The organism is Mucilaginibacter sp. UYNi724, from assembly GCF_054057495.1.
Genome location: NZ_JBSRZI010000001.1, coordinates 486,437 through 511,410, shown reverse-complemented (window position 1 = coordinate 511,410; position 24,974 = coordinate 486,437). Strand labels below are relative to the sequence as shown.

At 44.2% G+C, this 24,974-nt stretch carries 19 protein-coding genes; 14 read left to right on the top strand and 5 right to left on the bottom strand.

All coding sequences use genetic code 11. The annotated features are described in order from the left end of the window. Window positions 1-20 precede the first annotated feature (20 nt). Together sov and ACVW0P_RS02205 are read left to right on the top strand one after the other, a co-directional pair. Window positions 21-7,241 carry a T9SS outer membrane translocon Sov/SprA gene (gene sov / locus ACVW0P_RS02210; protein WP_457130629.1) on the top strand — a complete coding sequence of 2,407 codons (7,221 nt, stop codon included), beginning with the start codon at window positions 21-23 and terminating at the stop codon, window positions 7,239-7,241. Window positions 7,242-7,250: 9 nt separating this feature from the next. Then, window positions 7,251-7,889: a hypothetical protein gene (locus ACVW0P_RS02205; RefSeq protein ID WP_457130628.1), complete on the top strand. Its 639-nt coding sequence runs from the start codon at window positions 7,251-7,253 to the stop codon at window positions 7,887-7,889. A 61-nt stretch (window positions 7,890-7,950) separates the two neighbouring features. Here ACVW0P_RS02205 and ACVW0P_RS02200 read toward each other — a convergent pair whose 3' ends face one another. Next, entirely contained in the window at window positions 7,951-9,759 is a 1,809-nt protein-coding gene (locus ACVW0P_RS02200) for a hypothetical protein (RefSeq protein WP_457130627.1), read from the bottom strand. 152 nt (window positions 9,760-9,911) lie between these two features. Here ACVW0P_RS02200 and miaB point away from each other — a divergent pair, with 152 nt between their 5' ends. From miaB to ACVW0P_RS02150, 10 genes are all read left to right on the top strand, one after another. Then, the gene (miaB, locus tag ACVW0P_RS02195; protein ID WP_457130626.1) at window positions 9,912-11,360 is read left to right on the top strand and encodes a tRNA (N6-isopentenyl adenosine(37)-C2)-methylthiotransferase MiaB; all 1,449 of its coding nucleotides are present in this window, start codon (window positions 9,912-9,914) and stop codon (window positions 11,358-11,360) included. A 41-nt stretch (window positions 11,361-11,401) separates the two neighbouring features. Then, the gene (locus ACVW0P_RS02190) at window positions 11,402-11,773 is read left to right on the top strand and encodes a four helix bundle protein (RefSeq protein ID WP_354427730.1); all 372 of its coding nucleotides are present in this window, start codon (window positions 11,402-11,404) and stop codon (window positions 11,771-11,773) included. A gap of 33 nt (window positions 11,774-11,806) precedes the next feature. Continuing rightward, complete coding sequence (locus ACVW0P_RS02185) at window positions 11,807-13,057, top strand: sigma-54 interaction domain-containing protein (RefSeq protein ID WP_457130625.1); 1,251 nt, start codon at window positions 11,807-11,809, stop codon at window positions 13,055-13,057. Window positions 13,058-13,070: 13 nt separating this feature from the next. After that, window positions 13,071-13,625 carry an LptE family protein gene (locus ACVW0P_RS02180; protein WP_354427734.1) on the top strand — a complete coding sequence of 185 codons (555 nt, stop codon included), beginning with the start codon at window positions 13,071-13,073 and terminating at the stop codon, window positions 13,623-13,625. 20 nt (window positions 13,626-13,645) lie between these two features. Then, a complete protein-coding gene (locus ACVW0P_RS02175; protein WP_457130624.1) occupies window positions 13,646-15,541 on the top strand; it encodes a hypothetical protein in 1,896 nt (631 codons plus the stop codon). Window positions 15,542-15,552: 11 nt separating this feature from the next. After that, entirely contained in the window at window positions 15,553-15,915 is a 363-nt protein-coding gene (gene secG, locus ACVW0P_RS02170) for a preprotein translocase subunit SecG (RefSeq protein WP_354427737.1), read from the top strand. Between the two features lie 240 nt (window positions 15,916-16,155). Further along, entirely contained in the window at window positions 16,156-16,449 is a 294-nt protein-coding gene (locus ACVW0P_RS02165) for a co-chaperone GroES (protein ID WP_354427738.1), read from the top strand. 130 nt (window positions 16,450-16,579) lie between these two features. Beyond that, window positions 16,580-18,214, top strand: a complete 1,635-nt coding sequence (groL, locus tag ACVW0P_RS02160; protein ID WP_457130623.1) for a chaperonin GroEL — start codon at window positions 16,580-16,582, stop codon at window positions 18,212-18,214. Window positions 18,215-18,552: 338 nt separating this feature from the next. Next, entirely contained in the window at window positions 18,553-19,341 is a 789-nt protein-coding gene (locus tag ACVW0P_RS02155; protein ID WP_457130622.1) for a mechanosensitive ion channel family protein, read from the top strand. A gap of 123 nt (window positions 19,342-19,464) precedes the next feature. Beyond that, window positions 19,465-20,895 carry an L-serine ammonia-lyase gene (locus tag ACVW0P_RS02150; protein WP_457130621.1) on the top strand — a complete coding sequence of 477 codons (1,431 nt, stop codon included), beginning with the start codon at window positions 19,465-19,467 and terminating at the stop codon, window positions 20,893-20,895. 160 nt (window positions 20,896-21,055) lie between these two features. Here ACVW0P_RS02150 and ACVW0P_RS02145 read toward each other — a convergent pair whose 3' ends face one another. From ACVW0P_RS02145 to ACVW0P_RS02130, 4 genes are all read right to left on the bottom strand, one after another. Continuing rightward, a complete protein-coding gene (locus ACVW0P_RS02145; protein ID WP_457130620.1) occupies window positions 21,056-21,499 on the bottom strand; it encodes a lipocalin-like domain-containing protein in 444 nt (147 codons plus the stop codon). Window positions 21,500-21,859: 360 nt separating this feature from the next. Beyond that, a complete protein-coding gene (locus tag ACVW0P_RS02140; protein WP_457130619.1) occupies window positions 21,860-22,528 on the bottom strand; it encodes an SGNH/GDSL hydrolase family protein in 669 nt (222 codons plus the stop codon). 56 nt (window positions 22,529-22,584) lie between these two features. Beyond that, window positions 22,585-23,316: a lipoyl(octanoyl) transferase LipB gene (gene lipB, locus ACVW0P_RS02135; RefSeq protein WP_457130618.1), complete on the bottom strand. Its 732-nt coding sequence runs from the start codon at window positions 23,314-23,316 to the stop codon at window positions 22,585-22,587. Window positions 23,317-23,364: 48 nt separating this feature from the next. Further along, window positions 23,365-24,003 (bottom strand): 4'-phosphopantetheinyl transferase family protein, encoded by a 639-nt coding sequence (locus ACVW0P_RS02130; protein WP_457130617.1) that lies wholly within the window; start codon window positions 24,001-24,003, stop codon window positions 23,365-23,367. Between the two features lie 140 nt (window positions 24,004-24,143). Here ACVW0P_RS02130 and ACVW0P_RS02125 point away from each other — a divergent pair, with 140 nt between their 5' ends. Continuing rightward, a complete protein-coding gene (locus tag ACVW0P_RS02125; RefSeq protein WP_457130616.1) occupies window positions 24,144-24,266 on the top strand; it encodes a hypothetical protein in 123 nt (40 codons plus the stop codon). Between the two features lie 162 nt (window positions 24,267-24,428). Next, window positions 24,429-24,965 (top strand): dCTP deaminase, encoded by a 537-nt coding sequence (dcd, locus tag ACVW0P_RS02120; protein WP_457130615.1) that lies wholly within the window; start codon window positions 24,429-24,431, stop codon window positions 24,963-24,965. Window positions 24,966-24,974 lie beyond the last annotated feature (9 nt).

Genomic DNA, 24,974 nt, shown 5'->3' with positions numbered 1-24,974 from the left:
CTTGCAATAATTTATACCACTTGATAAAAAATTTTACCATCAAGCTTTTTGTAGTCATACTCTTTGTATCTGCTTTAAGTGGAGTGGGGAAGGTATTTGCCCAGCAAACGCCCATATCAAGGCCGGTAACGCCGCAAAATGTAGGCAACCAGCAAGGGTCGCAGATTCCCGGCCAGGGTGTTCCTGGTCAGCAGCAACAGCAGCAAATTCCGGGTCAGCAACAACAAACCACCGGGCAACAGCAACGCCAGCCGGGCCAGCAGGTACCTAAAACTACAGCCACTACAATCCCGGCCTTAAAAGTCGATACCAGCATACAGCTTGGCCCTATAGGCCTTGCCGAGCCTCATAGCAAAAGGGAACGCTCCGGTATATTTTTTACCGACCCTCCGGGCCTGGTGCGCACTGTAGAATATGATGCCGCAACTAACAAATACATTTTATACGAGCGCGTGGGTAACCTGCTTTACCGCGCGCCACAATATTTAAGTTTTGGAGAGTACCTGATGTTGCAGCAACGCGGCGTAAAACGCGAATACTTCAAGCAACTATCAGACAATTATAATGTTGAATCTGAAAAGCCTGGCTTTATCCCGCAGATGAAGATCAGGAGCAAAACCTTCGAGCAGATCTTTGGTAGCTCTAATATCAACATCCGCCCGCAAGGTTCGGCAGAGGTGATATTGGCCGGGCAGATCAATAAGAACGAGAACCCGCTATTTAATACCCGCCAGCGTAACCAGTTCAACTTTAATTTTGACCAGCGCATCCAACTAAATGTTACCGGCGAGATTGGCGACAAGTTAAAGATCACCACCAATTACAATACCGAAGCGCAGTTTCAGTTCGAGAACCAAATAAAACTGGACTACACCGGCCACCCGGACGAGATCATCCAAAAGATAGAGGCGGGTACCGTAAGTATGCCGCTAAACACTACTTTAATATCTGGCAGCCAGGCATTGTTTGGTGTTAAAACCAAGCTGAAGTTTGGCAAGCTGGATGTAACGAGTATCTTCTCGCAACAGCGTTCTCAAGCAAAAAATATTACCATTACCAACGGCTCGCAACAGCAAAATATAAACATCACCGCTGCCGATTACGAGGGTAACAAGCACTTTTTCCTGTCGCAATATTTCCGCAACACCTACAACAGGGCGCTGGCAAATATCCCCATCATCAGCTCTAACGTAAATATTACCAAAATTGAGGTTTGGACAACCAACCGTACCAATGTAACTACCGACTCGCGCGATATATTGGCGTTTTTGGATTTGGGCGAAAACAAACCATACAATGCAACTTTAATACAGGGTGGCGCGGGCTTTAACGGCTTACCTGCCGGCTTTAAGGGGCCAGGCTTTACGCAGCAATCAAACTCGTTATTAAATAATTTGCCACCCGGCGCACGTACAACAAATTCAAACGACGCGGCCGCATATTTCAGGACTACAGGCGCCACAGATAACTACGCCAAACTTACCTATGCCCGTAAGTTAACAGATAAGGAGTTTACCCTGCACCCGCAATTGGGTTATATCTCGTTAAATTACCCTCTAAATAATGATGAGGTGCTGGCAGTGGCTTATCAATATTCGATGAATGGCGTGCAGTACCAGGTAGGTGAGTTTAGCAGCGACAGGGCGGTTGACCCAAACACGCCAACCGTTTTATATACCAAACTGTTAAAAAACGAGTTGCTTAAAACTAACCTGCCAACCTGGGACCTGATGATGAAAAACATCTACTCGCTTGGTGCAGGCCAAATAAGCTCCACAAACTTTAGGCTGAATATTTCGCGGTTGGATGATAAATCGGGCATAGAGAAAACCATAATGGACGAGGGGGCAAATGCCAAAAGTAAACGGTGGATGCAGCTTACTGGCGTAGATAATCTGGATCAGCAAAACGATAAACGACCGGACGGTTACTTCGATTTTTTGGAGGGTGTTACGATCGATTCCCAACAAGGGCGAATTATGTTCCCGGTGCTGGAGCCTTTTGGCAGCGACCTGGCCAAACAATTTACTGCCAGCGAACCCGACTTGGTGGCCCGGTATGTTTACCAGCCTTTGTATGATTCTACCAAGACCATCGCGCAGCAATTTTTCCCCAAACTGAACAGGTATTTAATAAAGGGTACATATACCGCGCAAAGCGGATCGGAGTATCAATTGAACGCAGTGAATGTTCCGCAAGGCTCGGTAGTAGTTACGGCCGGTTCGATAAAATTACAGGAAGGGTCAGATTATACCATTGATTACAGCGCGGGCCGTATCAGGATATTGAACCAGGCGCTGCTTGCATCAGGCCAAACCATTAATGTTAAGTTAGAAAACAACGAACTTTTTGGGGTTCAGCAAAAATCACTATTTGGCTCAAGGTTTGATTACCATGCCAGCGACAAGCTATTGCTGGGCGGTACCATTATGCACCTAACCGAACAACCCATCACCCAAAACGAAATTGTGGGCGAGGAATCTATCTCCAATACCATTTGGGGGCTCGACGCAAATTACAGTACGCAATCGCGCTTTTTGACGCGCCTTGTTGACAAGATCCCGTTCATTAATACTAAGGCACCATCAACCATTAACTTTAGCGGCGAGTTTGCCAAGTTAATGCCGGGCAGCCCTGGCGCGTTAAATTTTGCAGGCTCTAAGAACGGTACATCCTATCTTGACGATTTTGAGAATAGCCGTTCGGTGATCGATATAAAAAGTTCCATCAACTGGCAAATCTCGGGCACTCCGCAAATGTTTGCCGAGAATGATGCCTTTAATGACTTGAGCTATGGCTTTAACCGCGCGCGTCTGGCCTTCTTTAATATCGACCCGATATTTTACACAAGTTCCAGCACCGTGCCGGTATCGCGAGGCGAACTATCTAACCATTATGTAAGGCAGGTTATCGAGCAGGAGGTTTTCCCTTTTAAACAATCTACCACCGGGCAACCGTTAAGTTTGTCGACTTTGAATATGGTGTTTTACCCAACAGTGCGTGGTCCGTATAATTATACCACTACCGAGGTAAATACCGATGGTACCTTACAAAACCCCAAGGCACGTTGGGGCGGTATGTTCCGCAAGCTGGAAACTAACGATTTTGAATCGCTGAATGTGGGCTATATCGAGTTTTGGATGATGGATCCGTTCATCTACAAGCCGAACGCGGCAGGTGGTGATCTGTATTTCAACTTAGGTAGTGTATCTGAAGATATCCTGAAAGATGGCCGCAAGAGTTTGGAGAACAGCCTGCCTGTTGATGCCGCCGCTGGCGCGAATGTAGATGAAACCGTTTGGGGCAGGGTATCAAAGTTACAGCCTGTTATCAACGCATTCGATAATAACCCCGATTCGCGCAGGTTGCAGGATGTGGGTTTGGATGGATTGAATGACAATGATGAGAAGGCCAAATTCGCGCCAGTAGTACAACAGGTACAGGGCCTGTTAAGTCCGCAGGCTGCAACAGCCTTCTCGGGCGACCCTTCATCAGATAATTACCAATACTACCAAGGCGCAGCGCTTGACCAGGCAAACGCCGGGATCTTGGATCGTTACAGCCGCTATAACGGTACCGATGGTAACTCTAAAACAGCAGAACAATCGCAGGCAGAACTGGGCATCCAGACATCGGCATCAACATCTTTGCCTGATGGTGAAGATATCAACCGCGATAATAATATGAGCCAAACCGACGAGTACTTCCAGTACCGTGTATCTATCCGCCCGCAGGATATGGTTATTGGCCAAAACTTTATTAACGATAAAATCACCTCGAACGTAAAACTGCCTAACGGTACTACACAGCCGGTTACCTGGTACCAGTTTAGGGTGCCGATAAACGAGTACCAAAGCAAGGTGGGTAACATCCAGGATTTTAAGGCCATCCGTTTTATGCGGATGTTTATGACAAACTTTGCCGATACCTCGATACTGCGTTTCGCGACCCTGCAACTGGTAAGGGGCGAATGGCGGACATTTAATGCCGAAAATAATCCGCAAAATGTAATTGCCGATCCTGCCATTGTTAGTCCCGTTATTGATGGTTCTACTTTAGATGTGCAGGCCGTAAACATCGAGGAGAACGGTAACCGCACGCCAATACCTTACGTGGTGCCACCGGGCATTAACCGCCAGCGTAACTACAACAACCTGCAAACCGATACCAAGCTTAACGAGCAATCGCTATCCTTAAATGTAAGCAACCTGCGCGATGGTTATTCGAGGGCGGCGTTCCGCACGTTCTTTAACGATCTGCGGTCATACAAACGCATCCAAATGTTTATTCACGCCGAGGGCGACCAGTTAAAGGATAACGATCTTAATGGTTTTGTACGCCTTGGTGTTGATTACCAGGATAACTATTATGAATACGAGGTGCCCCTCGGTATCACCCAACCCGGCACCCGCGATCCGGGCAGCATCTGGCCGGCAAATAATGAACTTGACCTGCAGCTATCTATTTTGATAGACGCCAAGCTGGCCCGTAATAATGCCAAACTAAACGGGCAGCCGTGGCCTTTTACTATCCCGTTTGTGTATACCGACGGCAAAAACAAAGTAACCATCAAAGGCCAGCCCGACTTGAGCCGTCTGCGTACCATTATGCTTGGTGTACGTAACCCGTACAAACCCGGCGGTTTGGCAGGTGATGACGGTTTAAATAAAACAGGTACCGTTTGGTTTGATGAACTGCGCTTAACAGACTTTGACCAGCGTGGTGGTTGGGCTGCTACCGCAAGGGTTGATGCCGCCTTGGCCGATTTTGCGAATATCACCGTATCGGGCACCAAAAGCACCATCGGCTTCGGTACGTTGGACTCCAGGGTGGGCGACCGTAACCGGAGCGATAACCAGGCGATAGACGCATCGGCAAGTGTTGAGCTGGGTAAGTTTTTCCCGGAGAAAAGCGGCATCCGCATCCCGGCTTATGTGAACATCTCTACCCAGATAAGCACCCCGCAGTATGACCCCGGATCGCCGGATGTTGAACTAAAAAAATCACTTGCGGCAGCACCAACAAATCAGGCCAGAGATTCGATCAAGAACGTAACACAAGATTTTACAACGCGCAAAAGCATCAACTTTACCAACGTGCACAAGGAGCGTACAAACACTACTGCCCCGGTGCATGTTTGGGATATTGAGAACTTTGCCGCTACCTATGCCTATACAGAGTACCAGCACCACGACTTTAACGTGGAGAACGATTTTGCCAAGACCTATCGCGTAGCGCTGAGTTATAATTATAATAAAGATCCTAAATATTACACGCCGTTCGCAAAGATCATTAAGAGCAATTTGCTTGCCCTGGCGCGGGATTTTAACTTTAGTATCCTGCCATCAAGGTTGAATTTCAGTATCAATTTTGACCGTTATTACTCGGAAAATACCCTGCGGAATAACGACCCGAATAACTTTATAGCGATCCCAACAGCGTTCAATAAAAACTTTAACATTACCCGTGTTTACGGTATAGGGTGGAATTTGTCGAAAGCGTTGACACTGGATATCGATGCGACAAACCTATCCGTGGTAGATGAACCGGCCGGGCGTATCAATGGCTTGAAACGCGATACCCTTTGGGAAAATCTTTGGAAACTTGGCCGTACCACCAACTACAACCATACTATTAATTTAAACTGGACGGCGCCAATAAACAAACTACCCGGCCTTGACTGGACAGCGCTAACCGTGCGGTACAGTACTAACTTTAACTGGCAAAGCCAGCCCGAGTTTGCCATTAACGACCCGACATATGATGTAGGTAATAGTATCCAAAATGCACGCACCATTCAACTAAACCCAAACCTTAATTTCTCCAACTTTTACAATAAGTTTAAGGGCCTGCGCAAGGGTAAGGATGAGAAAACGGGCGCGGCGAAGTTTTTCCTGGGGATATTGACGGGAATCAAAAACATTAGCGGTACTTATACGCGTACCGAGGGTACATTCCTGCCGGGCTATCTGCCAAAATCAAATTTATTTGGTGAGGATTTTACTTATAACGCACCGGGCATAGGGTTTTTATTGGGCAGCCAGGCCGATCTGCGCGCCAAAGCGGTTGCCAACGGCTGGATCACTAATGATACCTTGCAGAATCAACTTTATATAAAATCATTTAACGAGGACATCCGCCTGCGGAGTATTATAGAGCCGATATCAGACCTGCGTATCGAGCTGATCGCGTTTAAAACACAGGATAAAAATTATCAGAGCAATTTTAAATACCTGGCATCAACAAACAGTATCGAAAACCTAAGCCCGGTAACATCGGGTACTTATAGTGTTTCGTTCTTCTCGCTGAGTACGGCGTTTGCAAAATCGGGCGACATTAATAGCCGGTCGCCTACTTACCAAAAGTTTTTGGATAACCGTACCATGATATCGCAAAGGCTTGGCCTAACCAATCCAAACTCGGGTGTAGCGGCAGGTGGATATGCCGATGGTTACGGGGCAAACGCGCAAAACGTTTTGGTTCCGGCATTTTTAGCGGCTTATTCGGGTAAAGACGCAGGCAAATCAAGCACTAGCCAGTTTCCTAAGATCCCGATCCCAAACTGGCAGATCTCTTATGCGGGCTTGGGTAAAATGCCATTCTTTTCCGAGCTTTTCGATTCTTTCGACCTGAAACACGGTTACCGCTCATCCTACATTGTAAGCAGCTTTACCACCCTGCTGCAATACCAGGAAAACAACAACGCGGTTAGTTCAAGGGACTTTAATAATGATTTCCTCCCGTTCTACCAGTTCTCGCAGGTCGCCATATTCGAGCAGTTCGTGCCGTTGTTAGGTGCCGATGTTCGTTTTAAAAACAGTATGACGGCTAACTTCGAGTACCGTAAAACCCGCTCGTTAAACTTAAGTCTGCTAAACAGCCAACTGGCGCAGCAGGACGAAAATATTATGGTATTCGGGTTTGGTTACCGGCCTAAAAATTTCAGGATGCCGTGGGGATTATTTGGCACAGGGAATAAGGATAACAACGATATTAACTTTAAGCTTGATGTAGCAGTGCGCGATAATAAAACCCTGATCTATCGTGCCGATGTAGCCGCCGCCGAAGTGTCATCTGGCGCCAAAAACATCACCCTGCGCCCATCTATAGATTATGTGATAAACCAGCGCTTTAACCTTAATTTATTTTACGATAGCAACATCACCAAGCCATATACCTCGCAATCGTTCAATACCTCGTTTACCAACTTTGGTATCAATTTGAAGCTGTTATTGCAGTAACCTAATCTCATGAATAACAGATCGATTTTTATATTGGTAATTGGGTTTTTGATAGGCAGATGTGATAACGGTAAGCGTGTAAAATATCCTTTAACTACACCTATTGATACAGTAGATTATAAATCAATAAAAAAACAATTCAATTTATTAGAGGTAAGGGAGGCAAACAAAAGCTTGGGCGGCCTTACGCCTAATTATCCTATGGCTACTGCCTTGGAATCATGTAGAAATGGTGGAGGAAACGATTGGATGATTGGCGGCTTTATTTGCGTTATACCCAAGCCCGTTATTAAAATAAATAGTAAATACTTTTTAATAAATAATAAAGAGGAATTAAAAAAAGTTTACGCCCCTATTTCAAATATTGCCGAAGCGATGGGTTACGCTATACTTGTTACTAAAGGTTATCTCATTCTGAATGATAGGGAGTTTAAAAAAGAATATAAATATTATTATACACCATCCATTTCATCTGTGTATAAGGATGGCGAAAGCTATGTTGTAAAGCTTTTTTCGTACAAGGCTTTTGGTTGCAGTCATCCCTATAGTGAGATTATTTTTAAAGTGAGTGAAAATGGAGATGTCGAAAAAGTAAGCGAAAGAATTGCCTTTGAAGATCCAAAGGATAATGGCTTGTGTGTGGATTAGTAAGATCTTACGCTGTTTTGTGACGAGTGCTTAACATGGTTGGGCGATTTTATCGCTACAACTACTCTTTCTTCCCCTCTGCTTTTTTCTTCAGCTCTTCTTTAAATTCCTTGTCCGCTTTCTCCTTTTCCTTCACCGCTTTTTTAATAATTTTTTCCTGCTCTTTTTTGTCATCGGTATTTGCCTGTTGGTTAAGCTTTTTTTCCTGGGCCGGGCCTATGCCTGCGCAGTTTTTGACACCACCCAGTAGGGTTAACCAAACTGTTTTAAAAAAAGGAAAGTTTGCAGGGCGTATGTAAACAACATTTGCCAGGCGCGGCTTGTTAGCGCCATCATCGGGGTTGTCATGTTTTAGGATAACAGCGTTGGCCAGTGCGCTTATCAGCGTATTTTTAGTATAATCTGCTCTAAGAATATCAACTTTTAAATCCTTATAAAGAAACGACACGGTGCCTTTAGATACTTTTTGTGTGCTGTGAATATCAAAATCAAAACTATTTACCCTGCCAGAAGTAACCTTAACGGTACTTAAAGGCATTAATACCGTGTTTACATCGGTCATGTTTATTGGGGCAAGGTGCCCTTTGTACGAATAATTGTAATTGGCATCACTTAAATTAAAAACAAAGCGCAGGTCGAGCCTGGCTTTGCCCAGGAAATAGCTGGTGACGTTTGCTGTAGCAATGTTATTCTTTTTAAGCAACTCCTTGTCATTAGTCAGGTTCAAAAACCGGCTTGAGATCTTATTAAAAGTAAGCGCACCGGTTTTCATGGGCTTTTTATTAAGCTGTTTATAAGTTACGGCAAAGTGTTTCAGGTCAAGCGTGTCCACATTAATGGTTGCTTTTATGGCGTGGCGAATGGCCCAATGCGGGAAGGTAACCAACCTGTCGGTAGTTGGCAGCAAGCCGTTATAATTGCTGTAAACCTCAAAAAAACCATTATCCATCACCATTCGTTTCACATTTAAAGATTGATCTTTTTGATAAGTGATGTAATCAAAATTATTAAGCTGGATCGAATCTATCCTCAAGGTGTAACGGTCGGTTTTGCTTTTTTTGAAAAACAGGGTGTGTTCAATTGGTTTTAGGTCTATACCTCTAATGGTCAGCTTTGACGATTGAGTAGATAACTTTATCGACCGCACCTTGAAAGTGTACAGGCCATCGCCCGATCTGCTGCTATAGTTTTTTAATTCGGTGTTAACGTCCTTACAATATAAAAAGCGTGAAGTGTCTGTTTGTGTGGCCGAATCTATCAGTAGGTCGGTTGCTTTTACATCCATCTCTTTAAGTTGCGATACGGCAACCTTTGGCCCGGTGTAATTGCTTTGCTTGTAATGGATATCGGTAAGTAATATCTCGCCAACATGTACCAGTTTAAGGCTTTTTGATAGCTTTTGGTAAAGGGTGCGCTTGTCTTTTTTGGCGGTATTGGTGTCTTTGTCCGAATATTTATTGATGATCACCTCGGGTGAGTTAAGGGTGATGCGGCCGATATTTAATTTCTTTTTAAAATAGAGTTCAAACGCGTGGGCGCCGGATATTACCAGCCGTTTTACATGCAGTTCATAAAGTTTATCCGGTGCTTTCCCTTGTTTCTTCAGTCGGTGAAAAACAGCGGTATCGGCTTTGAAACTAATATCATATAACACGGCCTTGCCTTGCAGTACATTCAGGTCAAGGTCGCTGTAGTTGATAGTGTACAGGCTGTCGGTACCTTTTAAAACGGCTTCTTTCAGCTTGGCTGATAGTTTAGGCGCTAAGATACTGTTGATACATAAAAGGGCTGCTGCTGCGATCAATATGATAGCCCCAAACACAATGAGCAGTATTTTTTGCCAGCGATGTTTAAAAAAGGTTTTTGCCATTAGTCGTTTCGGGTAAGTGTTAATGTAGCGAGCCCTATTAGTGCTTGTGTGGTACTACAACAACAAAAAGTGAAAATTGTTAAACCGTCTGCCAAACTGTCATTTCGTTATATAAAAATTTGTATTTTTGCGGTTCAATTTTTTAGATGACAATGGATTTGCTTATACCGGATAAAGTGCATGATGAGAGCAGGCAAGGCGAGGCTTTAGTTTTAGAGCCCGTTGGTAAACACAATGGCCGTAAGCTTTATATAGAAAGTTATGGCTGCGCCATGAATTTTTCTGACAGTGAGATAGTAGCTTCGATATTAGCCGAAAAAGGTTTTGAGACCACATCAGATTTTAAAAACGCAGATGTTATTTTCATTAACACCTGCTCGATACGTGAGAACGCCGAGGTGCGGGTACGTAACCGACTGAAAGAATTTGCCGGTGCAAAATTCAAAAATCCAGGTTTGGTGGTAGGCGTTTTAGGCTGCATGGCCGAGCGTTTAAAAGCCAAATTTTTGGAAGAAGAAAAACTGGTGGATGTTGTAGTAGGCCCCGATGCTTACCGCGACCTGCCAAACCTGATAGAACAGGTTGATAGCGGCCAAAAAGCAGTAAACGTATTGCTTAGCCGCGAAGAAACCTACGCCGATATTAGCCCGGTGCGTTTAAATAGCAATGGCATTAATGCCTTTGTATCTATTATGCGTGGCTGTGATAATATGTGTTCCTTCTGCGTGGTGCCGTTTACCCGTGGCCGCGAACGCAGCCGTGATGCTTATTCAGTAGTTGCCGAGTGTAAAGATCTTTTTGACAAAGGCTACCGCGAAGTTACTTTGTTAGGCCAAAATGTGGACTCGTACAAGTGGAGTAAGCCGTTGACAGAAGGCAGTGAGCAGTTGGCAGTTGGCGACGAGATTTCTATTGTAAACTTCGCCAACCTGTTAGAAATGGTTGCCTTGATCAGCCCGGATTTGCGCGTGCGTTTCTCCACATCGCACCCTAAAGATATTACCGACGAGGTTTTGCATACTATTGCCAAATACGATAATATTTGTAATTACATACACCTGCCGGTACAAAGCGGTAACAGCCGCATACTGGATATCATGAACCGTACTTATGACCGTGAGTGGTATATGAACCGGATCGATGCCATCCGCAGGATAATACCTGATTGCGCGGTATCAACAGATATGATCACCGGGTTTTGTACCGAAACGGATGAAGAGCATAACGATAGCGTAACCATGATGGATTATGTGAAGTACGATTTTGCCTACATGTTTAAATACAGCGAAAGGCCGGGCACTTTAGCTGCTAAGCGTTATGCGGATGACATCCCTGAGGAAATAAAACAACGCCGCCTGGCACAAATTGTAGCTAAGCAGCAGGAGTATTCTTTCTACAGAATGCAGGCACGTTTAGGCAAAGTAGAAAAAGTGCTGATAGAAGGTTTCTCCAAAAAATCAGACAAGGATTACTGTGGCCGCAGCGACCAAAACGCTATGGTGATTTTCCCGGTAAGCGAAAATTACAAACCGGGCCAGTACGTTAATGTATTGGTGGAGAGAACAACATCAGCAACGCTAATAGGGAAGATTGTAGAATAGAATTAAGAAACAAGAACCAAGAGATAAGACAGGAAAACTGCATGAGACATAATTTTAAGAATCTAAAAATATGGCAAAAAGCAATGGACCTCACAGATATTACCTTTGAATTTTGTAAAGAGTTGCCTGTTAGTGAACGGTATAATTTGATAGATCAAATTAATAGATGTTCTTGCTCCGTCCCTTCAAATATTGCAGAAGGTTCGGGAAAAAACACTAATAAGCATTTTGCAGAGTTTTTAGCAATCGCAATATCGTCTTCTTTTGAACTTGAAACACAATTGTTAATATGTGAGCGACGAAAATATGGGTCATTAGACAAATTAAGAAACTGCTTAGATTCGGTATCTGAGGTACAAAGAATGATATTCTCTTTTAGAGAGCATATTCTTAAATCCGAAACAATTTCTTGATTCTTGACTCTTATTTCTTGACTCTTTTTAAATATGGAAGTACAAGACATTAAACAACGCTTTGGCATCATCGGCAACTCGCCGTTGTTGAACAGGGCAATAAATATAGCCAACCAGGTTGCGCCTACAGATATTTCGGTATTAATTACCGGGGAGAGTGGGAGCGGTAAAGAAGTTTTTTCGCACATCATCCACCAGATGAGCCCGCGCAAGCATGGGCCGTTCATCGCGGTTAACTGTGGGGCTATCCCCGAGGGCACTATCGATTCAGAGTTATTTGGTCATGAAAAAGGCGCTTATACAGGTGCTATCGGCGAGCGTAAAGGTTACTTCGAAACCGTTAATGGTGGTACTATTTTTCTTGATGAGATAGCCGAAATGCCGTTGGGCACCCAGGCCCGCTTGCTTAGGGTATTAGAATCCGGCCAGTACATTAGGGTAGGGTCATCTAAGGTAGAGAAAACCAACGTGCGTGTTATAGCAGCCACCAATGTGGATGTTTACGATGCGGTTAAGGCCGGTAAGTTCCGCGAGGATCTTTACTACAGGCTAAACACTGTTCCGTTGAAAATACCACCATTGCGCGAAAGGAAGGAAGACGTTTTCCTGCTGTTCCGCAAGTTCACTTCAGACTTTACCGACAAATACCGTAGCCCGCCAATCCAGCTGGACGAAGCGGCACAACAGGTCTTAATTAACTATTCATGGCCCGGTAACGTCCGTCAGTTAAAAAATATGGCCGAGCAACTGGCCGTTTTAGAGCGCGACCATGTGATTACCGCCCCAACCTTGCTTACCTATATCCCCCACGAGGCCAGCAGAAGCAATCTGCCTATGCGTTTAGATAACCAGCCAAAAGAAGATTTTTCTGAAAGGGACATCTTATATAAAGTGCTGTTTGATATGAAGCGCGATATGGTGGAGCTGAAAAAGCTGGTAGCCGATATTATCGAGCATGGCGGCGTAAGCACCAACTACGCTAACAACTCGCCGGCTGTAACCCAGCTTTACCGCGATATAGAATTGCCAACCAATAACCACGAAGCACAATTTACCCTGCAGCAACCCGTTAACAATAACGTTAACAGCGGCAATAACAACAACGACTACAGCATTACGCACGAGGCTGAAGAGATAGAAGAATCGTTATCGCTGATAGAAAAAGAATCTGACCTGATCCGCAAGGCGCTTAAAAAGCATAAAGGCAAACGCAAGCTGGCCGCAAATGAGCTTGGGATATCAGAAAGGACTTTATATCGTAAAATAAAAGAATTAGATTTATAGGGTATCAAATAACATGAAGAAAAGGCTATTTTTAAATATATTGGTATTGGGCACAGTTGTGATGTTATTTAACTCATGCGCTTATAAGTTGTCGCTTAATGGCAAATCTATCCCGGCCGACCTGAAAACTATCGATATTCAATTTTTTGAGAATAATGCGCAATTGGTGGTGCCAACCCTAAGCCAAACATTTACCGAGGCGTTAAAAAGCCGTACACGTTCAGAAACAAGCATTAGCATAACACGTAGCGAAGCTGACGCTGTTATGAGCGGGGCTATTACAGGCTACAGTATTGCGCCGGTATCTATACAGGCAACTAATAGTAACACCGCGCCAATTGCCGGTGCCAGCCGTTTAACAATAACGGTTCAGGTAAAATATATAAAATATCTTTATAAGGATGGTAAAAGGACGAGCGATCCTGATAAAATTCTTAGTTTTGATGAATCGTTCACAAAATATAAAGAATTCACCGGCGATAGCGCATCGCAGGAACAGACTTTGATACCGGAAATAGTTAAACAGTTAACCGACGATATTTTTAACAAGGCCTTTGCCAATTGGTAGGCATTAAAGTTTAATAAAACGTGAGCGGATACGTAGATAGCAGGCAGAAAGAAATTTTATGGGACTTGTTGGCCAACCCGGCCGATAATGGATCGTCATATATCCAAAGCCTGGAGCGTTTGGTTCAGGATAACCCGCAGAGTGGGTTGTTGCAGGTGCTGCTTGCCCGTGCAGGCGATAAAACGCAACTAAGCAAAGCAACAGTTTATTCTAATCCGCGTACCCTCCACAAAATAGTTTATCGTCCCGAGGACCTTGCGGTGGTTAATGATGCAAGCATCATTCATTCAACAGGAGATTTTTACACTACGGCCCAAAAGTTTTTTAATGTTGGCAACGCCCAGGCAAAACCTATTGATGCCGGTGCGTTCTACAACAATACATACGATACCCCAGCACAACAGGAAGGCATTGTTGCCGACGAACCGATAATCGAACCCGTACTACTTGATGATACGGATGCTTTTAATAACGGATACAACACAGCAGACCAACAAGAAGTAATTGTTGCTGATGAACCCCTAAGCGAGCCCTTACAAGTTATTGAAGCACAAGAGGAAGCCCCTATACAAGTTATTGATGAGCCCGAAGTAACCGAAGAAGTTGCGCAGGTACCGGTTGATAACTACGAACAAATCGAGGTAGAAACGCCTGCTGTAGCAGCAGATAATATTGAGGAAGAGCCGTTTAAAGAACCGGCCGAAACCCCTGTTTTGGACACCCGGGAAGAAGTTGCCGCTTTAGTAGAAAACAATGAACATGAAAAGGTTGTGGAGCATGCTGAACCCGAACTTGTAGTTGAAGAACCACAGGCTGTTGAACAAACTGAAGCCGTAGCCGAACAACCTGTTGAGCCGACTCCGCCGCATATCCCACAATACGAGGCACCAAGGTTTAACGCGCGTTTCCCTAAGCCGGGGGCACAAAATACAACTGCACCCGAACCGGTAGTTGAGCAACCTAAACAGGATATTGAAGATGAGGTTTACGACGAAATTGTAGGCATCGAAGATATTGGCTTTGAGCATAGAACTGCTGAAACGCCTGCCGAACCTGTTGCTGAAGCAAGGTTTAGCGAACCGCACATAGATAGCGGCCCCGAAGAAGAAGAGGCATCAGCAGTGTTGTTTCACCAGCCGCAGCCGGTTGTTGAGCCATTGCAGGATGGAAATAAGCACATCCAGGAACAGGAAGAGCGCCTGATAATGGGTAGCGCCATAGGTGCTGATTACCTGACATTCGATAAAAAGCTTGATGAGTTGCGCGGTGTTACAAATAACAGCGCACCCGTTAAAGAAGCGCCACAAGCCATAGCAATACCAGAGCCGCAACAACAACCAATGGCCCAACTGGCAGGGCATACCGAGCAGCAGGTATCGCGCTACGACGATGATACAATGCCGTACTCCTTTATGTGGTGGCTTAACAAAACCCGTAAGGAACATGCCGGCAGTTTCCAGCCTTACGCGAATGTTGAAGGGCAGCAGGCAGATGCTAAACAGGCCTCGCAAGAAACAGCGAACCTTGGAAGAAATGTTTCAGGCAATGAGTTGCAACAGCAGTATTACGCGAATATTTTTAGCCATACATCGGTAAGCGGTGTAGAGCGTGGTAACGAGCCCGGCAAGGTTGAGTTTGACCCCGCAAAAAAAGAGGACATTATTATAGAGCGCTTTATCCATACCGAGCCGCAGATAAAGCCCCTGTCGGCAGACAGGCTGGATAATGAGAATAAAGCCAAAAAAAGCTCAGAAGACCTTAATGATTTTGTAACCGAAACCCTGGCCCGTATCTACTGCGACCAGATGCTATATCATAAAGCGATAGCTACTTATAAAAAATTGATATTGAAGTTTCCGGAAAAAAAGCTTTACTTTGCAGCCCAGATTGAACAGTTAGAAAATAAAACCAATTGATATAATAAGAAATGTATTTAGTTTTAATCATCATCACGATCATTTTATGTGTCCTTTTAGGCCTGATCGTATTAATCCAAAACCCTAAAGGCGGCGGTTTAGCTTCAAATTTTTCAGGTACGTCACAACTAATGGGCGTACAAAAAACCGGCGATTTTTTAGAAAAGGGAACTTGGGTGCTGGCTATCAGTATTATGGTTTTATCGTTGATGATCAACGTTTCGGTTAAAGATAGTTCGCAAAAAAGCAGCGACCCGGCTTTATTGGAGCAGATAAAAAACGACTCTAAACCAAAAGGTACAACTGCCCCTGTTACTGTACCGTTAAGCCAGCCTGCAGTTACACCTGCACCTGCTGCCCAACCTAAAAAGTAATAAGGTTATAAGAATATTTTAAAGGCTTTGGACTATACTCCAAAGCCTTTTTTGCTGAAATGGGGTTAACTGACACGTTGACACATAGGCGGTAATTGGTTATATCAATAGGTTGTAACCTTGCTTAAAAGGTGACAATTGAACAGTAAATATGCCAATGCAAAAAATAATGGCTGCTTGGCATAATTGATGTGAAAAGCTAAGCGAAACTTAAAATTATAAAATCAAAATAGTATTACTATGTCATTAAACATTAAACCCCTTGCGGATAGAGTGGTTGTAGAAGCTGCTGCTGCTGAAACCAAAACCGCTTCTGGTATTTACATTCCTGAAACAGCCCAGGAAAAACCACAAAAAGGAACCATCGTTTCTGTAGGCCCGGGTAAGTATGCTGATGTTTCTGGCGCACTTATACCTATGAGCATTAAAGTTGGCGATTCTGTTTTATACGGAAAATACGCAGGTACCGAAATCAACGTAGACGGTAAAGAATACCTGATCATGCGCGAATCTGACATTTACGCGGTTCTTTAATAATTAGTGATTTAGTGAAGGAGTGAATTATTCTTTCAGTAATAAACAAACGAAACTTAAAATCAAAAAACACATAGATTATTGGGGCGATGCTTTAAATCATTAACTCGATAAATCAATAATTAAAATCATGGCAAAACAAGTTAAATATAATGTTGAGGCACGTGACGCTTTAAAGCGTGGTGTTGATATTTTGGCTAACGCGGTTAAAGTTACATTAGGCCCAAAAGGTCGTCACGTAATTATCGACAAAAAATTTGGTTCACCGGCTGTTACCAAAGATGGAGTAACCGTAGCTAAAGAAATTGAGCTGAAAGATCCTATCGAAAACATGGGCGCGCAGATGGTTAAAGAAGTTGCATCAAAAACTGCTGATATAGCAGGTGATGGTACTACTACTGCTACCGTTTTAGCACAGGCTATTGTTACTGCGGGTATTAAAAACGTTGCAGCGGGTGCAAACCCAATGGATTTGAAACGCGGTATTGATAAAGCGGTTGCGGCAGTTGTTGCAAACTTGAAAACGCAATCACAAACCGTAGGCGAGGATAATAACAAAATCAAACAGGTAGCGTCTATCTCTGCTAATAACGATGAGGTTATTGGTTCGCTGATAGCTGAAGCGATGGCTAAAGTTGGTACATCGGGTGTTATTACTGTTGAAGAAGCAAAAGGTACCGAAACTGAAGTTAAAACAGTAGAAGGTATGCAGTTTGACCGTGGTTACCTTTCTCCGTACTTTGTTACCAACTCTGATAAAATGGAAGTGGAATTAGAAAACCCTTACATTTTGATCTACGATAAAAAAATCTCTTCGATGAAGGAATTACTTCCTATCCTGGAGAAACAAGTACAAACAGGTAAACCATTATTAATTATTGCTGAAGACCTTGATGGCGAAGCATTAGCTACTTTGGTAGTTAACAAGATCCGTGGTTCGTTAAAAGTTGCTGCTGTTAAAGCACCGGGCTTTGGCGACCGCCGTAAAGCAATGTTAGAGGATATCGCTGTGTTAACAGGTGGTACCGTAATATCTGAAGAACGGGGTTACAAGTTAGAAAGCGCAGACCTGGATATGTTAGGCCAAGCAGAAAAGATCACCATCGATAAAGACAACACTATTTTAGTTAATGGTGCCGGTGATGCAGATTTGATCAAAGCACGTGTTGGCGAGATTCGCGCGCAAATCGAAACTACTACTTCTGATTACGATAAAGAAAAATTACAGGAGCGTTTAGCTAAATTATCTGGCGGTGTTGCTGTATTGTACATTGGTGCTGCATCAGAAGTTGAGATGAAAGAGAAAAAAGACCGTGTTGACGATGCTTTACATGCAACCCGCGCGGCTGTAGAAGAAGGTATTGTTGCAGGTGGTGGCGTTGCCTTTATCCGCGCGGTTGCTGCTTTAACAGATCTTAAAGGTGCTAACGAAGATGAGAACACCGGTATCCAGATCATCCGTCGTGCTATCGAAGAGCCACTTCGCCAGATCTGCGAAAACGCGGGTATCGAAGGTTCTATCGTTGTGCAAAAAGTTAAAGAAGGCACTGCCGACTTTGGTTACAATGCACGTACCGATAAATACGAAAACTTAATTGGCGCAGGTGTTATCGACCCTACTAAAGTAGGCCGTGTAGCATTAGAGAACGCAGCATCTATCGCGGCTATGTTGTTAACCACCGAGTGTGTGTTGGCAGATGAGCCTGATGATGACAAAGGTGGCATGCCACCAATGGGCGGCGGCGGCATGGGCGGCATGATGTAATCATCCCGGCTAAAAGCCAAGTATATAATATCAAACCCCTTGTCTGTTTTTTCAGACAAGGGGTTTTGTTTTATCAGCTCATTATGTACAGTTTAGCCGTTTTTATACCGGGCGGCTAATTGGTTTTGCCCCGAAATGGCATATTGTGTTATTTTTGTGTAACATAATAAATATCCGGCCTGTTAGGCACAGCATTTGAATATATGCTGGTATGAAACAAATAGTTAAAAAACGGAAGCATATACACAGCCACATTGTTGAGTGGTTTCTGTTTAAAGGCCCCGAGCTGTTTGTAACCCTGTACAGTTAAGAAAAATTCTTAATTTTGGCCCCTATCTATGGAGCTAAAAGATTTTTATCATCAATTACATGTTTGGTTGGTGGCTAACGGGCCAAGATACCTCTTCGGGATATTCCTTTTTTTGGTTGGCCTTTGGGCAATTGCATTTATTAAATCGCGCCTTACCAGGCGGATGAGCAAACGCGAAGTTCACTCTTCATTACAACCATTTTTTCTTAGCCTTTCTATCACCGCTTTATACGTCATACTTATCATCAGCGTATTTAATATCATTGGTTTCCAGCTTGGATTTATTAGTACTGTAATTGGCGCATTGGGTGTGGCGGCGGGTTTAGCGTTATCCGGAACGTTGCAAAACTTTGCCGGCGGGGTGCTTATCCTGTTATTAAAACCCTTTGAAATTGATGACCATATATTAGCGCAAGGCCAGGATGGCCGCGTACAGTCTATACAGTTGTTTTATACGGAAATACTTACGGCAGATAATAAAACAGTTATCATCCCCAACGGGAAGCTTTTTAACGAGGTAATAACCAATATTGGCCGCCAGGGCAAACGCAGGCTCGATATCGATTTCAAACTGAACTATGGCGCCGATATCGAACAGGTGAAAGGCATTTTAACTGCGGCTATAAAAGAAGTACCCAATATAATGGGGGAACCTGCCGTTAAAGTGGGTGTGCTGCTTTTAGAGGCCGACGGCATGCGTTTTACCGTACGGGTATGGGTAGACCCGGCTCACTTCCTGGGTGCTAAAATGGTATTGCAGGAAAAAATAATCAATGATATTAAAGCAGCGGGGATCAAATTCCCTGGGATGTCATAAGTAGCGATTTAAGGTGGGTGTTAGATATTAGCCTCTAATAAGTCATAAACTAATCTCTGCTTGCCAATCACTATTCTCTATCACTAAATGACTATTTTTACATCAAAATTCAACTAATATTTGATGCAACAACGCGAGCAAATTTCTGTATTCGATATGTTTAAGATAGGCATTGGCCCGTCAAGCTCGCATACGCTTGGCCCCTGGCGTGCCGCGCAACAGTTTGTTGAGCTATTGAAACATAAAGATGCCCTGCCGCTTGTGGTGCAGGTGAAGATTTTGCTCTATGGTTCGCTTGCCAAAACAGGCCGCGGCCACGGTACCGATATTGCCATAATGCTTGGCCTTAGCGGAGACGACCCTGTAACATTTGAAGTTGACAAGATTGATAGCAAAATTGCCGGTATCAACAAAATACATAAACTACAATTAGGCGGCGAAAAAGAGATCAGTTTTTTTACCGACGATGACCTGCTTTTTTTGTTTGCCGAGAGCCTGCCATTTCACCCCAACGCGGTAACCTTCCAGGCGCTTTTAAGTAACGAAACCGCGGTATCTGCCACATTCTATTCAATAGGTGGTGGCTTCGTGGTGAAAGAGGGCGAACAAACCACCCATAAAACAGAAGTAGACCTGCCCTTCCCGATAGACACCGCCGGCGACTTACTGCATTGGTGCCGTAAAACAGGCCTTAAAATATCTGAGGTGGTTTTAGAGAATGAGCTTGCCTGGCGTACCGAAAAAGACACCCGTGATAGTGTGTTGAACATTTTTAAAGTGATGCAAGAGTGTATGTACCGCGGTTGCCATACCCCGGGTAACCTGCCGGGCGGCCTTAATGTTGCCCGCCGTGCGTCAGCATTAAATAAACGCTTGTTAAAAGGCCATACCTACAGCAACTACAACGAATGGGTGCAGGCTATGCGCCAAACAGGTAACGGTTTCCAAAATATATTGGACTGGGTGAGCTGCTTCGCGCTTGCCGTAAACGAAGAGAACGCATCGTTTGGCCGTGTAGTAACCGCACCCACTAATGGTGCAGCAGGTGTTATCCCTGCAGTACTGCAATATTACATCAGTTTTTGTGATGGCTTTGATGATGAAAAGATAACACAGTTTTTGTTCACGGCATCAGAGATAGGCAGCATCTTTAAAAAGGGCGCTACCATATCTGCCGCGATGGGTGGTTGCCAAGCCGAAATTGGCGTATCATCTGCCATGGCAGCAGCAGCCCTTACCGAGTGTTTGGGCGGCAGCCAGCGCCAGGTTTTAATGGCGGCAGAGATTGCCATGGAACATCACCTCGGCCTTACCTGCGACCCTATTGGTGGCTTGGTGCAAGTGCCTTGTATAGAACGTAACACCATGGGCGCCATAAAAGCCATTACCGCAACCCAGCTTGCCCTGCAAAGCAACCCCGATAAAGCCAAAGTAAGCCTTGATGCAGTAGTGCGCACCATGTGGCAAACCGCCCAGGATATGAACTCAAAATACAAAGAAACCTCAGACGGGGGGCTGGCGATCAATATTCCTATTAGTTTGCCCGAGTGTTAAACGTCATGCAACTTGGGAGACATTTCTATACAATTTGAATAAAAACTTGGTGGGCGTTTTAAGGGTGAATCGGGTAACCCATACCCGTTATTGGCTTCGTTAAGGTTTGTGAGAGACAGGTGATCCCGAGCGGGACACTTGCGGTAGCGCCTTAGATACATTACTTTCTTTTTAACTGTTCCACAAATATCGTTTTCCCAACAAAGAAAGAAGTGAATGAAAGCTGATAAGTGTTATTATCAATTCGTTTTATCTCCGCTTTGCCCATGTACAGATCACCTGAGTGCCCCGAAATACCTATAGTTAAATAATCTTGACCAACCTCTTTGCTCAGGCTAAACTGCCCGGTAGAGGTGTAATTTCCTTCAATATAATACTCCGTAACCTTCCCATCTGCCGAGAGTTCGTATTCGTAATGCTTGCTTACATCAAGGGGCTGTACCTGTGCCTGATCATTGTTGCCATAATAAGTATTTGAAATGGGAACTACCTGCCACCGGCCCGTCAACGCGTTTATGGTGATTGCCGTATCTTCTGGACGATCTTTTTTACAGCCGCAAAATATAAAAGCAATAATAGTGAGCGTGGCGATGAGTTTTCTCATAAATGTGATAAATGGTTATAGTGAAGATAAGAAAAACTCTTCGCCATGGCAAGCTCGGTTTTGAACGGATAGGGCAATTGTAATCGCCACCAGTATAACCAGCAAAAGTGTAAACTTATTCAGGACGGGTCAAATTAAGGGGTGTCCCATTCTGTCCCATTCAGAAACGAGTGGGACACCCGCTCAAAAAATTATATCTATTTATAATACAGTGTTTTAGGCGGCTTATTTAAAAATTTTATCCACAAAATTTCATGTAAATTAAAATCGCAAAGCGCTGATTGTTAGCATATTGCAAAATGTCTCGCATTGTAAATATAATAAATGGGACATAATGGTAAACGTGACAGTTATTCGGGGTTATTTGGCAGCTAACTGTGCATTTACCACTGGTAATAACTGGGCTACCCAAAGGCTGTACATACTCGGTGATGGGTGCAGTCCATCGTTAGCTATCAACGTATTTTCGTAGCTTGCCCTTCGGGATGCCGGGGTGATGTCTAAATAAGTAACGCCTAATTTTTCGGTTTCCTGTTTGTTTATGGCGTTGAACTGATCAATTTCTGCACCTACCTTTTGGGCATCATAACCGCCGTTTTTAGCAAATGGCGTAACGCCCCAGTCGGGGATAGAAAGTACAAAAATATGTTTTTTATTGCCGCCCGCGTAGTTGATGGCGCCCGTTAAAAGTTCGATAAACTCTTTCCGGTAATCTTCCCGGCTATACCCACGGAACTGGTTATTCACGCCGATAAGCAGGGTAACAAGGTTGTAGTCGTGCTTAGTAATGCCGCGTTGCATAATGCCTTGTTTAAGGTCGCCGGTTGTCCACCCGGTAACGGCAATAACATCGGGGTTGGTTACTACATGGTTGCTTGCCTTTAAGTTTGCTGCCAGTTGGTACGGGAAAGATTTGTCTAAAGGCACAGCCTCGCCAATGGTGTACGAATCGCCAAGTGCCAGGTAAGTTAAAGTATCGGTTGCAGGCATATTTTTATTTGGTTTTTGGGCAGCCGCTTGCGTGGGCATAGTAGCTTTTGTGCAGGCCGCAAAAGTTCCGATCAGGACTAGTGTGGTTAGTACCCTCATTTTATCATCTCCATACCAAAAAGTACGGAAATATGATGTTTAAGGATTTCTTTTACTTCATTCATATCAACCTTGCGGCCAAGTTCTGCCTCCATAGAGGTTACCGCCTTGTCATCAATCCCGCAAGGGACGATGTTCTTAAAGTAATCAAGATCGGGATTTACATTAAAGGCCAGCCCATGCATGGTAACCCAGCGGCTACAGCGCACACCCATAGCGCAAATTTTACGGGCACGCTCGTTATCTGCATCAAACCAAACGCCGGTATAGCCGGGGTAACGGCCGGCGGTTAAGCCATAATCGGCAAGGGTAAGGATGATGGCCTCTTCCAGCGTGCGCAGATAAAGGTGGATATCGGTAAAAAAATTATCGAGGTCTAAAATGGGGTAGCTTACAAGCTGGCCGGGGCCATGGTAAGTAATATCGCCACCGCGATTGATAGGATAGTAAACGGCATTTTTATCTTTAAGGCCCTGCTCATCTAACAGTAAATGCTCAGCCTTGCCGCTTTTGCCAAGGGTGTAGACGTGCGGGTGTTCGCAAAAAACAAGGTAGTTGGGCGTGAGTGTATCATCGGGCTTATCGTCTTCGTTAGCCACAGCTAATGTGCGGTTGCGGATCTCGGTTTTTAGCTTAACGGTTTCGCCGAAAAGTTTTTCTTGTCGGTCCCAGGCAACCTGGTAATCCGTTAAGCCCCAATCTTGAAATATTATTTTTTTGTTCTGCATTATAAAATTTAAAGAATGCCAATGCATCTGCACATCCGCATACTTTCATTATCCCTTCACGTATCCTATCATGTAATCTTCGTACTGCATGTAGCCAACCTCGTAATCAATATCAATTTCGCCCTTGTGCAGCTTTGCCTGCAGTACATCGTGGTGCTGAAACGTAAAGGGCTGCAAAGATATGTTATCTGCAAACGATACCTCTTTTTGCCCGTAGCATTTGTAAACAGCCTCCTTAGCACACCAGCATACATAAAGCTGCTGGATCTTTTGGTGGTCATGTATAAAGGCCAGTTCATGAGGCGGCAAAAACTTATGGGCAATACGCTCTACCTTTTCTTTAATCTGCTCAATATCTATACCTACGGGGCGGGTTTTGCTGATCATCACCGCGGCATAATCAAACGAATGACTAAGCGAGATGTGGTAAGGCAGGCTCACCAGGTAAGGCTTGCCATGGCTGTCAACCTTGGCATCAATGTACTCATCTGTACCCAGCATTTTACGCAGCAGCACGCGGGTGCCCAGCCAATGCAGGTAGCGTTTGTTTTTGCTTAATTTTTTGGTGTAGGCTTTCTCAGTCTCGTCCAACTGCAGTTGTTTGTACAGTTCGTCGGCGGTTTCTTCTATCCGCCAAAGCGCAAACTCTGTATCATCATCAATCTGTTGTCGGTACGCTATAGCCATGAATGGTAAAATTGCAAAAAAGGTAACCAATTTGTATCAGCTAAATATAATAATTAGCGTTGGTTATTCGGGTTTGTAACTAATGCAGGCAAACGTACGTCATATAAACACTAAATATTTAACATCGCAATTAACACAAAATGAAGAGGATATACTTTGCTGTCGCTATTTTAGTGGCCGTAGCCATAACAGAAGGTTGTATGAAACAGCGCCTTGCCGAAAAGTATGCGGCAAAAAAAATAAGCGTACAAAAAACGCTTTAAAACCCGGGGTAGGATTAGTGTAAGTGCGCACTGCCAAACGGCGGTGCAATTTGCCGCATTGTACAATTGTATGATGCGGCTTTGTTTTTAATACCAACAGATGTGTAAAACCTGTTGGCAGTTAAGCCAATAAGCAGTAATTTTAAGCCCAGTAAATTTTATATGATCTTATCAGACAAGCGCATCCTCGAAGAGATAGAAAAAGGCAGTATTATTATCGAGCCGTTTAAACCCGAATGCCTGGGTACAAACTCTTACGATGTGCATTTGAGTAAGCATTTAGCCACTTATAAAGACCGTGTATTGGATGCCAAACTACATAATGAGATCATAAGTTTCGAGATCCCGAAAGAGGGCTTTGTACTGCAACCCAATACGCTATACCTGGGCGTAACGGTTGAGTACACCGAAACCCACAAGCACGTCCCTTTTTTGGAAGGGAAATCCAGCACCGGGCGTTTGGGAATCGATATCCACGCTACTGCCGGTAAAGGTGATGTAGGCTTTTGTAACACCTGGACGCTGGAAATTTCATGCGCTCAGCCGGTTAAAATTTACGCCGGGATGCCTATAGGTCAGTTGATATATTTTGTGGTAGAGGGCGAGATAGAAACCTTGTACAATACCAAAAGTAACGCCAAATATAACAACCCTACCACCCGCCCTGTGGAGAGCATGATGTGGAAGAATAAATTTTAATACTACAGG